At 63.1% G+C, this 15,344-nt stretch carries 10 protein-coding genes; 2 read left to right on the forward strand and 8 right to left on the reverse strand.

What is annotated here, in order from left to right:
- Window positions 1–131 precede the first annotated feature (131 nt).
- The 4 genes from LOY67_RS14775 to LOY67_RS14790 form a co-directional block, all read right to left on the reverse strand.
- Window positions 132–572 (reverse strand): CBS domain-containing protein, encoded by a 441-nt coding sequence (locus tag LOY67_RS14775; protein ID WP_265063192.1) that lies wholly within the window; start codon window positions 570–572, stop codon window positions 132–134.
- Window positions 573–797: 225 nt separating this feature from the next.
- Window positions 798–1,175 (reverse strand): nitrite reductase small subunit NirD, encoded by a 378-nt coding sequence (nirD, locus tag LOY67_RS14780; RefSeq protein WP_265063193.1) that lies wholly within the window; start codon window positions 1,173–1,175, stop codon window positions 798–800.
- Window positions 1,175–3,736, reverse strand: coding sequence for a nitrite reductase large subunit NirB (gene nirB / locus LOY67_RS14785; protein ID WP_265063194.1), 2,562 nt, complete (start codon window positions 3,734–3,736; stop codon window positions 1,175–1,177). Before nirB ends, nirD begins: the two co-directional genes overlap by 1 nt.
- A 549-nt stretch (window positions 3,737–4,285) precedes the next feature.
- On the reverse strand, window positions 4,286–5,857 hold the full coding sequence (locus LOY67_RS14790; RefSeq protein WP_265063195.1) for a L,D-transpeptidase family protein: 1,572 nt from the start codon (window positions 5,855–5,857) through the stop codon (window positions 4,286–4,288).
- Between the two features lie 66 nt (window positions 5,858–5,923).
- Between LOY67_RS14790 and LOY67_RS14795 the strand changes: the two genes are divergently transcribed.
- On the forward strand, window positions 5,924–6,715 hold the full coding sequence (locus tag LOY67_RS14795) for a murein L,D-transpeptidase catalytic domain family protein (protein ID WP_265063196.1): 792 nt from the start codon (window positions 5,924–5,926) through the stop codon (window positions 6,713–6,715).
- Between the two features lie 207 nt (window positions 6,716–6,922).
- Window positions 6,923–7,903, forward strand: a complete 981-nt coding sequence (locus LOY67_RS14800; protein WP_265063197.1) for a class I SAM-dependent methyltransferase — start codon at window positions 6,923–6,925, stop codon at window positions 7,901–7,903.
- Here LOY67_RS14800 and LOY67_RS14805 read toward each other — a convergent pair.
- The 4 genes from LOY67_RS14805 to LOY67_RS14820 form a co-directional block, all read right to left on the reverse strand.
- Window positions 7,848–12,995 carry a dermonecrotic toxin domain-containing protein gene (locus LOY67_RS14805; protein WP_265063198.1) on the reverse strand — a complete coding sequence of 1,716 codons (5,148 nt, stop codon included), beginning with the start codon at window positions 12,993–12,995 and terminating at the stop codon, window positions 7,848–7,850. The genes LOY67_RS14800 and LOY67_RS14805 overlap by 56 nt on opposite strands.
- Before the next feature lie 139 nt (window positions 12,996–13,134).
- Window positions 13,135–13,737 (reverse strand): LysE family translocator, encoded by a 603-nt coding sequence (locus LOY67_RS14810; RefSeq protein ID WP_265063199.1) that lies wholly within the window; start codon window positions 13,735–13,737, stop codon window positions 13,135–13,137.
- Between the two features lie 53 nt (window positions 13,738–13,790).
- Window positions 13,791–14,627: an AraC family transcriptional regulator gene (locus LOY67_RS14815; RefSeq protein WP_265063200.1), complete on the reverse strand. Its 837-nt coding sequence runs from the start codon at window positions 14,625–14,627 to the stop codon at window positions 13,791–13,793.
- A gap of 213 nt (window positions 14,628–14,840) precedes the next feature.
- Complete coding sequence (locus LOY67_RS14820) at window positions 14,841–15,266, reverse strand: GlcG/HbpS family heme-binding protein (protein ID WP_265063201.1); 426 nt, start codon at window positions 15,264–15,266, stop codon at window positions 14,841–14,843.
- Window positions 15,267–15,344 lie beyond the last annotated feature (78 nt).

Below are 15,344 nucleotides of genomic sequence, written 5' to 3' on the forward strand. Positions count from 1 at the left end.
CAAAGCAGCCCTACAGCCTGGCAGCTCGGTGTAACAGATAAATCGAGGTTGCAGGTCTTGGGGCTGCTTTGCAGCCCAGCGGGGATAAATCCCCTCGCCACAGTATTCGATCCTGGATATCGAACTTGGCATCAATGCCCGCGAATGTAATGCTCCAACTGCCGGATCAGATCCGCCTGCTCGACAATCGCCTGCTTCACCAGGTCGCCAATCGACAGCAGGCCGATCAACTGCCCGTTATCCAGCACCGGCAAGTGCCGCAGATGGCTGTCGGTCATGACTTCCATGCAGCGTTCGACGCTCTGCTGGCTGTCGGCGGTGATCACTGGCGCGCTCATGATGGTGCGTACCGCCGTGCCCACCGAGGAGCGCCCCTGAAGCACCAGCTTGCGCGCATAGTCCCGCTCGCTGAATACACCCACCACCTGGCCATCCTCGATCACCGGCAGCGCACCGACGTTCTTCTCGGCCATGATCCGCAGCGCTTCGAGCACTGTCTGGTCGGGTGCAATGCTATGGACCTGCTGGTTCTGCACACTCTTGAGTTTCACCAGTTGAGCGGCGGTTTTCATTGTCGATCCCCAACTTCAAATAAAGGGCAAACAGCAAAATTCGATTCAGACACAATCCCTGTGGCGAGGGGATTTAGCGAAACGTCGCACCGCCCCGCTGGGCTGCGAAGCAGCCCCCTGCATTCCGATTGATACACCGCAGTGGCAAGAATATTTGGGGCTGCTGCGCAGCCCAGCGGGGATAAATCCCCTCGCCACAAAAGCAGTGTTCCCGACGAGGCGCAATCAATCCTCACCAATCTCCACCACATCCCCATTCAACCGCACCGGCCACACCCGCAGGCGCTGTTCCGGGTATTCCAGACAGTGCCCGTCTTCCAGGCGGAAATGCTGTTTGTACATCGGCGAGGCAATCACCAGTTCACCCTTGATGCTGCCCAACAGGCCGCGGCCGATGACATTCGCACCCGACTTGGGGTCGCGATTGTCGATGGCGTACAGCGGCTTGTCCTGCTGTTCAGGCAGGTACAACAGCGCAACCTGACTGCCATCGTGCCAGGCGACCACGCCGGAATTGGCCACCAGGTCCTCGCGACTGCACAGGGCGCGCCATTGCACCTGGGCCTCGGCGGTAGGGATACGAACGACGTTTGACTGGCTCATCAGAGCACCTCCTCGGTAACGGGAATCAGGTGAAGTTCGCCGGCGTGAACCGGCCGGCGCTGGCCGCGCTCGCGGACGAAATGAACATCCGGGTCGCCGCGCTTGTCGTTGACGAAGGTGCGGAAACGCTTGAGTTTGTCCGGATCCTTGAGGGCGTTGGCCCATTCGCATTCATAGCGGTCGACCACCAGTTGCATCTGGGCTTCGAGTTCGGCCCCCAGGCCCAGGCTGTCGTCGATGATCACGTCCTTGAGGTAGTCCAGGCCGCCCTCGAGGCTTTCACGCCAGACCGAGGTGCGCTGCAACTTGTCGGCGGTGCGGATGTAGAACATCAGGAAGCGGTCGATGTAGCGGATCAGGGTTTCGTCATCCAGGTCGGTGGCGAACAGCTCGGCGTGACGTGGACGCATGCCACCGTTGCCGGCGACATAAAGGTTCCAGCCCTTCTCCGTGGCAATCACGCCGACGTCCTTGCTCTGGGCCTCGGCGCATTCGCGGGTGCAACCGGATACCGCGAACTTGAGCTTGTGGGGCGAACGCAGGCCCTTGTAGCGATCCTCGAGGGTCAGGGCCATTTGCACGCTGTCCTGAACGCCGTAACGGCACCAAGTGCTGCCGACGCAGGACTTCACCGTACGGGTCGACTTGCCGTAGGCATGGCCCGTTTCGAAACCGGCCTCGATCAGCTCGGCCCAGATGTCCGGCAACTGGTGCAGTTGGGCGCCGAACAGGTCGATGCGCTGGCCGCCGGTGATCTTGGTGTAGAGGTCGTATTTCTTCGCCACCACGCCGATGGCGATCAGTTTGTCGGCGGTGATTTCCCCACCGGCGATACGCGGCACCACCGAATAAGTGCCGTTCTTCTGCATGTTCGCCATGAAGGTGTCGTTGGTGTCCTGCAACGCCACCAGGGACGGATCCATGATCGGCTGGTTCCAGCACGACGCCAGGATCGACCCCACCGCCGGTTTGCACAGGTCGCAACCGGTGTGCCCGCGACCGTGCTTGGCCAGCAGTTCGTCAAAGCTGATGATCCCTTCCACCCGCACCAGGGCGTACAGCTCCTGACGGGTGTAGGCGAAGTGTTCGCACAGGCTCTTGTCGACGCTGACGCCACGGGCGACCAGCTCATGTTCGAACACCTGCTTGACCAGCGCGGCGCAACCACCACAACCGGTACCGGCCTTGGTGTCGCACTTGAGTTGACCCAGATCCGTGCAACCACCGTCGATGGCCGAGCAGATCGAGCCTTTGGTGACGTTGTGGCAGGAACAGATGGTCGCCGCTGCGGGCAGCGCAGCCGGGCCCAGGGTCGGCGCGCCTTCGGAAGTGGGCAGGATCAGGCTGGCGGCATCCTTGGGCAAGGCGATGCCGTTCTGCATGTATTGCAGCAAGGTGTCGTAGTAACTGTTGTCGCCCACCAGCACCGCGCCGATCACGCGCTTGCCGTCGGCGTCCACCACCAGGCGCCGGTAGCTGGCGCTGGTTCCGTCGATGAACTGGAAGCTGCGCGAGCCCGGCGTGTTGCCGTGGGCGTCGCCGATGGAGCCGACGTCGACACCGAGCAACTTGAGCTTGGTGGACATGTCGGCACCGGTAAAGGCATCACCGCTTTCACCGCTCAGTTGTGCCGCGACGCTGCGGGCCATCTGGTAACCCGGTGCGACCAGACCGAAGATGCTGCCGTTCCAGGCCGCGCATTCACCGATGGCGTAGATGTCCGGGTCGCTGCTCAGGCATTGGTCATCGATGACCACGCCGCCGCGCGGACCGATCTGCAGATCGCTCTGCCGGGCCAGGGCATCCTGGGCGCGGATACCGGCGGAGAACACGATCAGGTCGGTTTCGAGGAAATCGTCGTTGCCGAAGTTCATTCGATAGCGGTAGTGCTCACCGGCGCTGATGGATTGGGTGCCTTTGGACAGATGCACGCCGACGCCGAGTTTTTCGATACGCGCCTTGAGGGCCAGGCCGCCCTGCTCGTCCAGTTGCACCGGCATCAGCCGTGGGGCGAATTCCACCACGTGGGCTTCCAGGCCCAGGCTCTTGAGGGCATTGGCCGCTTCCAGGCCCAGCAGGCCACCGCCGACTACCACGCCACGACGGGCATTGTTCGCGGCAGCGCGAATCGCGTCCAGGTCTTCCAGGGTGCGATAGACCAGGCGGGAGTCGCCTTCGGCGCCTTCGATGGAAGGCACGAACGGGTAGGAACCGGTGGCGAGCACCAGCTTGTCGTAGCTGATCCGCTCCTGGCCGGTAACGACCTGACGGGCCTGGCGATCGATCTCCAGCACCGGCACGCCCAAGTGCAGCGTGACACCTGGGGTCTGGTACAACGAAGCTTCGCCGAGAGCCAGGGACTCGGCGTCACGGCCGGAGAAGTACTCGGACAGGTGCACGCGGTCATAGGCGCGCATCGGCTCTTCGCTGAACACATGCAGGTGGTAATGGTTGAGAGCACCGCGCTCGATCAGTTGTTCGACGCAGTGATGGCCGACCATGCCATTGCCGATCACAATCAGCGTTTGCAGCTTGTTCAGGGAAGCAACGTTGGAATTCATAGAAAGCACCCGACAAAAGCCCATCACGGTTTTGAAAGCAAAAAAAAGACGCCTGAAACCTTGCGGTTCCAGGCGTCTTTGCCTGTTCTGTGCGGTATCGACCCGGCGACTGCGCCCCGATCTACCGTTATCCCCCGGCCTGCTGGCGCTCGATCTTCGTTGACCGACGGGGCTGCCCACTCGATTGTGTTCACGGTGGGCCTGAGAGCCCTCTTGCAGCGAGCGTGCCAACCCTTAAATCCCAGAGGCTCGAACCAGCTCTACCCCTGTGGGAGCGGGCTTGCCCGCGAAGACGGCCGTTCAGTCACCGGGGAAATTCAGAGTCTGTGGCACCGGGGCAACTGCCTTCCCATGGTGCGATCCGATGCTGCCGGCTTCATAAAAGTGCAGTGCTTCTTGCGGGGGGATCAATCGTTGCTGCGGTGGATTGGCCGGCCTCATCGCGAGCAGGCTCGCTCCCACAGGGTCTTGTGACGAACACAGAAGCTGCGTCCGCCATGAATCCAATGTGGGAGCGAGCCAGCTCGCGATGGCGGTGGTCAGCCTGGCTCAGAGTGCTCGGCCGCGGGCAGCCGCCAGCTTCGTATCCCGCCCATAAACGTCCGGGATGTACACCGCCTGGCCCTGGCTGTCTGCCTGTACCGTCCAGTAGCCCAACAGGATCGGCATGGGCCTGGTCAGCCTGAACTCATGGGTCTGCCCATCGGCCAGCAGGGTATCGGTGCGCAGGCGTTCGGCCGGGGTCACCAGCAGGTCCCGCAGGTGCATCACCTGCTCGATCCGCACACACCCCGAGCTGAACGCCCGCGGTCCTTTGCTGAACAACGCCTGGCTGGGCGTGTCGTGCAGGTACACGGAGAACGGGTTGGGGAAACGGATCACCAGCTTGCCCAGCGGGTTCTTCGGCCCGGCATCCTGGCGCAGCATCAGATCGCCCGGATGATCCCAATCGATGTCCTCCGCCAGCAGCGGCAGGCCATCGCGGTCGATGATCTTCAGGTTCTGGCGACTGAGGAACTCGGGGTCGCGGCGGATCTCCGGCAGTTTGTCTTCTTTGAGAATGGTCGGGGGGATGGTCCAGGTGGGGTTGAGGGTCAGACGCGTTACCCGGGATTTGAGCAATGGCGTTTCCCGCTCCGCACGGCCCACCTGGGTCCGGGTCTGCCAGACCGGCGCGCCGCCCTGGTACACCGTCAGTTGGGCCGCTGCCACGTTGACGAGCACGCTGTCAGGCTCCAGGTCCTGGGCCAGCCAGCGCATGCGTTCCAGATTGAGCCGCAACTGTTCGCGGCGCATGGCCGGGCTGACATTCAATTCGGTGACGGTCCACGGCCCCACCACACCGTCAGCTTGCAGCGAATGCCGGAGCTGAAAACTCTTCATCGCCTCCACCACGCTGGGGCTGTAATGCTCATCGCCCTCGGCGGGCGGTGCACTCAGGTAGCCTTCGCTGAACAGCCGTCGCGCCAGGGCCGGTACCCGGGCGTCCTGTTTGTCCGGTTGCAACAGGGGCCCCCCGGGCACCGGTTGCCATTCGGACAAAGGCTGCTGCCGCTGCTGGGCATACAGCACACGCAGGTTGCGATATAGCTCCAGGCTCGGCCGGGCTTGTTCAAAGGCTGAGGCCAGGTTGTTCAGACCCGGCCCGGCAATCGCCAGGATCAGCGCCTGGCGGTCCTGGGGCTGCGGACTGGCCTTCCACACCGGCTCCAGGCGGTCCTGGGACAAGTAGCCGAAACGCAGTTCATGCAAGGCTTGCAGGTAGCGTTGACTGATGGCGATGTCGGCACAGGCCGGGCTCGGGGCCGTACCTTCGGCCGGCAAGCTGTAGCGGGCCGGGTCCAGGCCGTCATCGGCCAGTTGCTGCAACTGGACCCGCAAGGCCGGCAACCGTTCGTCGTCCGACCAGACTTCCTGGCCGGCGTTTTGCTGGTAGAACGCCTGCAAGCTCAACATCGTCGGAAAGTCGACACCCGCCGCCAGCGCCGGGCAAGCCACCGATAACTGTGCCAGCGTGGCCTGTACCGGTGCCGGATCACCGAACGAAACGTCACCGGCCGTCGCGACCAATGGCGAAGCGAGCAATAAAAGGCTCAAGTAACATACGGGCTTTTTGAACAACTGCTTTACTCCAATCCATGGCCGTCTCGTTGACGGTTGACTTTGCGACAGGTACGACCCGCCATCATGATGCAAACGAACAGTTACGGACGGGATGCCGCAAACACACATCAGCCTGTAGACCCGCGTGGATTCTTTTCATCCTCGCTGACATTCATTCGCCGGCTCTGCCTGGCCATAGCAGCCCTGGGTGCGTTCTGTGCGCCGGCGCTGGCCCAGCAGGCAAATGCTCAATCGCTTTACAACAGCCTCGCCCACGCCGCGCCGGAACTCAATCCCCTGGCACTGAAAAGTGCCTTGAGCGCCATGCAATGCGCGGTCGCCAACGGAGCCCGCCAGGCCCGTCACCTGGCCGTGATCGACTACTCGCAACCGTCCACGGCCCGGCGCCTGTGGATCTTCGACCTGCGGCAAAAGAAGCTGGTACTGCGCGACCTGGTGGCCCATGGGCAGAAATCCGGGGAGAACTTCGCCACGCAATTCTCCAATCGCCTGGGCAGCTACCAGTCCAGCCTGGGGCTGTTCCGCACGCAGGAAAGCTACCAGGGCACCCATGGCTATTCGTTGCGCATGGATGGCCTGGAGCCCGGCTTCAATGACCAGGCCCGTGATCGCGCCATCGTGATCCACGCCGCCGACTATGTGAACCCGTTGTGGAGCCTGCGCCAGGGCCGTATCGGCCGTAGCCAGGGTTGCCCTGCCGTGCGCCCCCAGGTAGCGCGCCAGGTGATCGACAAGCTCAAGGGCGGGCAATTCATGTTTTCCTGGTACCCGGACCCGGGCTGGCTCAAGCGTTCGGCCTATCTCAACTGCCAGCCGCAGCAGGTGGCGAGTATTCTGGCTACCAGTGGTGGCTGAACACAGCGATAAACCTGTGGCGAGGGGATTCATCCCCGTTGGGCTGCGTAGCAGCCCCATTGCTGTGGACTCAGTATGTCTGACACACCGAGTTGGTGATTGAGGGCTGCTACGCAGCCCAACGGGGATAAATCCCCTCGCCACAAGGATTGCGCCTGATCAGCGGGTGGTTAAAATGCCGGCCTTTCGAATCGCCGGCGTTGCCTGATGAACCCTGAAGCCCTTCAAACCCTGCAGACTCATTTACTGACCGCCCTGGCGTCCGTGCCTGAGGAAACCCGTCGTCTGTTTCATGGTCGCGGGCGCTGCTGGCCGGGGTTGGAGCAGGTCACCGTCGACTGGCTCCAGGGTGTGGTGCTGGTGTCCTTGTTCAAGGAGCCTGCGCCTGGGCAGTTGGACGACTTGCTGTCGACCCTGCTCGCCATCACTGCGGCGCCGGCCTGGCAGCACAGCAAGGCTCATACCCTGGCCGTGCAGCATCGTTATCTTGCACAGAGCCTCACCCAATGGCTGGTGGGCGAACCCATCGATGAATGGACCCTGACCGAAGGTGGCCTGCGTTACCGGATCGACCTGGGCAAGAAGCAGAACAACGGCCTGTTCCTCGACATGCGCTACGGCCGCGACTGGGTCCGGGCCAATGCCGCCGGCAAGCGTGTGCTGAACCTGTTCGCCTACACCTGCGGTTTCTCGGTAGCGGCCATCGCCGGTGGTGCACAGCACGTGGTCAATCTGGACATGTCCCGCGCGGCCCTGAGCCGGGGCCGCGACAACCATCGCTTGAACGGCCATGACCTGAGCCAGGTGAGTTTTCTCGGCCACGACCTGTTCAAGTCCTGGGGCAAGGTGATCAACGGCGGACCGTATGACTTGGTGATCATCGATCCGCCGACCTTCCAGAAAGGCAGTTTCCTGCTGACCAAGGACTACCAACGGGTGCTGCGTCGGTTGCCGGAATTGTTGACCGCCGACGGCACGGTGCTGGCCTGCAGCAACGACCCGGCCACCGGCCCGGACTTTCTCATCGATGGCGTCACCCGTGAGGCGCCTGGCTTGGCGTTCAAGCAACGCCTGGCCAACCCGCCGGAATTTCCTGATGTCGACAGTCAGTGCGGCCTGAAGGCGCTGGTCTTCACAGCGGTGACTCCGGCCACCAGGAAAGCGGTAGATCCGGCCACCAGGGAGTGACCAGGCCCGTGGTCACCCGACGCACCAACGCCTCGATCTCCCGGCTCTTGACCGAGCGGTAGATGGCCATGGTGCGGCGCAGCTGATCCTCGGTGAGGGTCACAGGCTGGCCTGAAGTCCAATCCACATCCGCCACGGCCTCGAGCCCGACGCGGCGCCAGACGAGCCGCTCACCTTCCGTGACAGACTCCCAGGCACTGGGCAAGTCGGCGTCCGGCTGCTTCAGGTTATCCAGCATGACCTGGGGCCATCGGGACGGATCCACGGGCCCGCTGAAGGCGTCCACCAGATCCTCATCCACCGTCTCCCAGAGCGCCAGTCCTTCAGACCACTCATGGGACATCAGGCCCAGGTAGGGTCGCCAGGTCATTTCGCCCATGCGAGGGGTCTGATCGTTGCTGTTGAAGGTGTCCTGGGCTTCGCAGAGCCAGTCGATGAACGCCTCCCGGGTCATATGTATATGGCGCTGCAAGAGATCGGGATAGCGCTCCTGCAGCGCATGTTCCCAGTAGGTGTGCTGGTCAGCCATGAACAGCGCAAACGGCGGGCTGTTCCGGGCCAGTCGCGCACGCATGACCGACTCGAACATGGTGAAGTGCAACTCCAGCTCGGCGAGGTCGGGTGGCTGCCTGTCCAGGCTCCGCGCATTCACGCGCCCACGCAGTTGCCTCAGTTGCTGATCGAAATCCGTCAGCAGCGTCGGCAGGCGTCCATGCACGTCTTGATAGCCGATATAGTGCTGCAACACGGTGGCAGCCCTCTGTCGCTCCTCGAAAGCCAGACCGGTAGGTAAACGAGCATCAGCGTCGCGGATACTGGCAGAGAACCAGTCGATGAAACTGCGCATCCCGGGATCATCCCGGGCGACTTCCAATGCCCTCTGCAGCGAAGGAGAGGTGTACAGCCACTCGTCGACGCTGTAGTGAAAAACCTCGGGCATCAATGCACGAATGGCATCGATCTGGGCACTGGGCAGCGGATTGTCGTCAAGCCAGATCCCCAGCGTGTCCTGGTCCGATACGCGGCCCAGCGCAGGGATCAGGTCATCCTGGATATTGGTGATGCGGTTGCCCCTGAGATCGACGACAAACATATCGGACAGCGGCGCGTCGGATTGACTGGTCAGCACTGACAAGACCAATGGGGGCACCCGATCGAGCCCGGTCCTGGCCAGTTCCAGTTCCATCAGGTTCGCCAGCTCCGGCAATTCGGGCAGGTCCCGGCAGTTGTTTTCCCTCAGGCGCAGCTCCTGTAATTGCGTGGCTGTTCGCAGGAATGCGCTGCCTTCTTCGTCCAGGCGCAGGCCACAGCGCTCCAGATTCAGCGCGCGCAAGCCCGGCAACGCGGTGGTCAGAGCCTGCAACTGCTCGGGTGTGAAGTTCACATTGTCGGACCAGATGACTTCATGCAGGGAGGGCAAGGTGGACAAGCTGTTGATGGCCGCGATCACTTCGGCGCTGGTGCCCGCCTCGGCGCCGCTGCTGATCCCTGACAGGTTCAAGGTCCATAACGGGATAGGCGTGCCGTTGCCAAGCAGAGGGGTGAATACATTCGCGTCCAGGTGCAACGGATTGCGGCCCAGTGACAGGTCCACCAACGCCCGCAACTCAGCCACGGCTACGGGGACGGCGGTGAGATGATTGCCCTGCAGGTTCAACATATCGATGCCGGGGAACATTCGCAGGAAGTCCGAAGGGTCCTCGACCAGGCCCATGTGGGTCAGGATCACCGATTCGATATGCTCGAAACGAACGGTGACAGGCGGCAGCCGGCCGATGTCGATACTGTCCAACCGTAACACTTGTTCGCTGCCCTCCCTGCCCGGATCAGGTGTGCGCTGCCAGGCCCGGCGGAGTTCCCTCGCGACGGCACGCCGTTGCCCAAGCAGCGCCTCCCGGTCCAGGGTCTGCTCGACAGGATGGTGAAAACCTTCGTGGTCCACCCATTGATGCAACCCTTCATCCAGGGTGGCCCATTCGCTCTCCAGCCGGTAGAGCATATCTACCAGGCCAATGCCCTGGCGTTCGGCCTGCCTCGTCAGGCGCAGCCGCATGCGTGTGAGGGCTTCCCCCGCGTGAGCGGGGAATAGCCGCTCCAGACGCTCATCGAGGCTGAAGAGCCAGTTCTCCAGCGCAAGCCGACCACGGCCGCTGAGGGGATAGACGAGGTGTCCGTTCAGCCATTGCGGACGCGACCCGATGCTGCCCAGGCTGCGCATCGACAGGTAGGGACGCAGGGCCTGCCGGTCGTCCAGGGCCTGTACCAACAATTGGTTGCGCAGCTTGTCCGCCTCCCAGATGTTCAAGCCCAGCGCGCTGCGGGCGTCGTCTGGCATGGCCCTCAGCAGCGCGTCCTCCAGGCTCAAGGCACCCGCCAGTTCTTCGCCGGTTTCGTCAAAGGGGCGATACCTTTCACCTTCCTGGCGGACGACTTTGATCGGCCCGGAATCTCCCAGCTCAAGTGGCTCCGGCAGCTCGCGCAACCACAGGCGCACGCGCACCCGACCGCGTAGCCGGGGCATATTGGCCAGCAGACTCATGACAATGCGATCCCGATCGACACTGCTTTCGCCACGCTCCAGGGCACGCAGGGCACGGCTCAGGCGCAACTCTCGCAGGGCCTCGGCACTTCGCTTGCCGAGGTTCTCCGGCACCCGGCCTTCAAGCAAACGCTGTCGATCTTTACCTGAAACCCCACGGACAAGCTCGTTGGCGATGGATTCAGGCAAGCCGGGGAACGCTCGGGTCAGGGGAGCAGCCAATGGATCGAGCCTGGTTGACCGGGCCATGGCCATGGTCACCCGCCTGGCATCGCGCTCCAGGCCCGCGGCCCAACGCCCGCCCAACAGGCGACTGCGCTCCAGCGGGCGCAAGCCGAGACTGTTCTGGCCCAGCAGCGCGGTCTGTTCATCCACCCTCAGGCCATCCAGGATCCGAGCGGCCCAGGTGTCGTGCACAAGGTCCGCCTGGCTCAACAGGATCGAGCGTGTGTCGGCCGCGTCGCCCACGGGGTAAAGCCTCACGCCATCGTGGTAGCGCAGCGTCATGTCCTCCGGCCAGCCCGGTAGCTCCGCGAGGGTCTGGACGATGCGAAAATGCAGCCCCTGCGCGGCTTCGCCACGGCGCAGGCGCTCGATCGTGTGCTGCACCGCTTGCCAGTTCCGTGCTTCGTCCAGGGCATCGGCCAAGATGGCCGGCATTGGCCGCGCCTCTACTTGCAGGTAGCGCAAATGCGCTTCGCTGATACCGACCTGACGCTGCACGGCAAGGAGCGTAGGGTTGTCCAGTTCGGCAGGCGTCTCGGCGAACGTGCGCAACAGCTCCAGATTGCCGCGCTGCAACGGGTTGCGATGTGCCCACTGCCAGCCACGGGTGCGATTCCATTGCATCGGCGGCGTAACGCCTTTGTGCCCGGAAGGCAAACGCAAGCTCATATTGTCCCGTGTACCTTGTACTTCGAAGTAGCGCTCCTCGATCCGCACCCACGCCTCATCTGGTGTGCGCCAGACACCCCAGGCGTCCTGCTCGGCCGCCACGGGTGGCAAGCGCCGGGCTTCGAAGGGGCGAACGTCGCCATTCCACAGGCGGGTAGTGCCATCCGCCACGGGCATGGGCTCGATGGCGGAGCCGACAAAGCCCAGGTAAGCGCCTTGAGCGATCCCGAACAACACATTGAAAATATGCTCGATACCTTCCTGCGCGTGGCCTTCGTTGAATGCCTGGATACCTTCGAATATTTCATACACCAGGCGCACGCCACCCACCACCGCAGCGCCCATGCCGATGGGCGTGCAGAACGGGAAAAGGGTCGCGGCAATCATCAGCGAACGCTCGACCAGGCTTTCCCAGTATTCGATGCGAGCCAGCAGTGCCCGCCAGTCCTGATCCCGGGTCGGAACCATCAGCGCCGAGGCATTGGCCAGCGCATGTCCACGCCATTCATGGTAGGCGCCGTGCCAATGATTCTCGCGCAGGTCATTCAGGCCCCAAGCCACCTTGGGAACAGGGATTCTAATGCGCCGGTGATTACCGCCCTCACCCCGCTCGCCCTCGCGCCAATCGGTGATGCGCGCGTAGATTTCCTGGAAGAGATTGAGGTTGTCCGCGACCGTCCACTCCACCTGATCGTGCAGAGCCGTCCCCAGGCGGGCCTGCAGGCGCAACGGAAAATATTGCGCCAGGCCTTGGCGATAACTGCGTTTACGGACCCGTTCGGTCAACTCTGCCGACAACGCCTGCAGGCTCGGAAACTGCTTGAGCGGTGCCACTGTATCGTGGGGCATGTGCAGGACCACCGGGCGAACCCCCTTGGCATCGCCCGCCAGCCCCCAGTACACCCGAACGCCGAACAACGGCACGGACAGCAACTCCAGCGTCTTGACCTCACACGCCAGCGGCGCCACGGATGGCTCTTCGAGATGGACGCCAACGTAGGCCAGCAGCCGCTCGCCGGTGTTATCCAGACGCCCAGCCAGCTTCGCTTCGTAGGCATCATGCACCAACAGACTGCGTGCATACGCCATGTGGGCCTTGGCCACGCCAGGGACTTCGCGGGTGATGCGAGGCAGCTTGCGCTCGAGCAACCGTTGATAAGCCCCACCGACATCCATGTGCCGACAGAGGCTGGCGAAACTGGCTGGGCTCATGGCCAGTGGCGCGGTAGACGATGGCGTATCGCCTCGGTAGAACTCTCCCCGCCTGCCCTGGATGAACAGCTCGCCCTTCTTGTCGAAGTCCCCTCCGGCGCCGGCGTCGGCGGGGGGATAATTGCCCATGGCGGCTTCGACCACCGACAGTGAGGGATCGATGACGGAAGGGCCACGCCTGACCCGTGCCCGGCGTATTGCATCCGCGACGCTACCGCCGCCATTCACCTGGTTCCAGCCCTGCAACTGCGGCTGCGCCTTGAGCCGATCGAGGGTGAATGTATAAGGCGCCGGCAGATCGGTGAGCAACGCATTGAGTGCGTCGCTGTCGCGCTGCAGTTGCCGGGTCAGTACCTTGAAGCGTTCCTGCTGGGGCCGTGTGGCCCGCGTCAGCCAGGAAGGCAGCCTGGCCTTGATGAACTCGACATGGGTATCGAGGGTAGACATGGTGGACCTCCATCCTTGGGGGCGATTGGGAATTCGGGATGTAACCTGCGCTCAACCGGCGCGAGCCCGATGCTCCAAGAAATGCCGGTCTTTTGAAACCGTGCAACCGTTGCAAGGGGTTGCGGGTCCGTAGCCGCCCTCACACCAGCAACGTCAACCACGCCGACGCCAGCAGCAACACCGCCATACTCCGGTTGAACCGCCCCATCGCCACAGCGGAACGGCAGAACCTGGCAGCGCCGAGGCCCAGGTACGCCCAGACGGTCATGCACGGGATCGAGATCGCAAAAAACGCCAGGGACAGCCACAGCACCCGCACGGTGCGGTCGGCTTCGGCGCCGGCAAACACGCTGACCACCGCCAGCGCCATCATCCAGGTCTTCGGGTTCACCAACTGCAAACCGGCCGCTCCAGCCAGGCCGAGCCTCGGGCCCTCAACAGGCTGATCGGGGTCGATGGCCTGGGCCGGCGCGCTGAAAATCTGCCAGGCCATCCAGCTCAGCCAGGCGATGCCGGCCCAGGACAGTGCCGTCTGAATCGTGGCGTGGCGGGCCAGTACATCCCCCAGCCCTGTGCCGACCAGCAACACCAGCAAAGCCGCCGCGGCACAGGCCCCCAGGATGATCGGAAATGTAGTCGGCAGGCCAAAGCGCGAGCTATGGCTCAACACCAGGATATTGGTCGGGCCCGGCGTGATGGAGGCGACAAACGCGAACAGGGCAAATGGCAGTAACTGGTCCATGGAGCAACGTCTCGATAGATGATCGTCACTTGATCATCCCCAGGCGGCCGCCCTTAGTCTGGAACGTTTGAGCAGCGTTTGCGGTAGTCCGCCGGGCTCATCCGATAGGCGCGCTGGAACCAGCGGCCCAAGTGGCTCTGATCGGAAAAGCCGAGCGATGCAGCCACCACCGCGGCACTCTCGCCACGCGCCAGCAACCGTCGCGCCCGGGCCAGTCGCAATTGGATCAGATAGGCGTGGGGTGCCAGGCCGAACGCTGCCTTGAACGCACGGGTCAGGCGGAACCGATCGACACCGGTGATCCGCGCCAGGTCATCCAGGCCAATGTCTTCGTTCAGGTGACTGTGCAGATAATCACGGGCCTGCTGCGCAACCAATGGCAGGCGCGGATCGGGGTTGATCCGGGCCCGCCAGTGCAGGTGTTGGGTCAGGTTGGCCAACAAGGTGTCGAGTGCCGTCTGGCGGACAATGCGGATTTCCTGGTCGTGCAGGCTCTGGAACGCCAGGGCCGTGGCGTTCGCCAACCGCGCATCATCGGCCAGGGTGGCGGCGAATCCCAACTGCCCGTTCTCAGGGGCGACGTCGAACAACGAACGCAGCTCACGCTCCAGCCAGTGGGGCTCGAGGTACAAAGTGCGATAGGTGAAACCGCCGACCTGGGGGGCATGCCCGTCGTGGAGTTCGCCGGGCTCCAGCAGGAAGACCTTGCCCGGCGTGCTGTTGTGCTGCTGGCGGCGACAATGAAACTGCTGCACGCCCTCCTCGGTCACGCCGACCAGGTACGCGTCATGCCAATGGGGATCGTAGGCATGCCCTTCAAAATGCGCGCGCACGGTCTCGATACCGGACGTGGCGTCCTGCTTGAGATCGATCCAGTTGCGCGAGGTCATGGGTTGCCCTGTCTGATTTGTCCGCGTGGGCAGGTTAACTGCTCAAGGTGAGGACGGTCTGGAAGATTTGTGCAGCAAAATTCTGCAGGCCCTTCACAGATCCTTGTGGGAGCGAGCCTGCTCGCGATAGCGGTCTATCAGTCACTACAGTGTCGACTGATAGACCGCTATCGCGAGCAGGCTCGCTCCCACATTGAATGCCCTCCTCCCCGGTCAAGGATCAGGAACCAGGGCCGGCAACACCGCCTCCAGCGCCAGTCGCGCCAGTTCGGCATCCTGCTCGGACTTGACACCGGACACGCCGATGGCACCGATGCACTGTCCATCGTGGCGAATGCTCAAACCGCCTTCGAGCATGCCATGCAGATGTGGCGCACTGAGGAAGGCGTAGCGACCGCCGTTGATCATGTCTTCGAAAAACTTGCTGTCACGCCGGCCCATGGCCGCGGTGCGGGCTTTCTCGCTGGCGATGTAGGCCGATAGCGGCGAAGCACCGTCCAGCCGCAACAGACCAAGGGGATGGCCGCCATCGTCCACCACGCAGACCGACACGGCCCATTGACGCTGGTGCGCCAGCTCCTTGGCTGCCACCAGCAACTGCGCGACGTCTTGTTCGGTAAGTACTGCCTTGGTTTTCATCAATCCCTCCGAGGTGCCATGAAAAAGCCCGTGCCGCAGTATGTCCTTCACGACAGTTTGAGCCAACCCGTTCGAAAT

It is taken from the genome of Pseudomonas sp. B21-056 (assembly GCF_026016325.1).
Lineage (GTDB): Bacteria > Pseudomonadota > Gammaproteobacteria > Pseudomonadales > Pseudomonadaceae > Aquipseudomonas.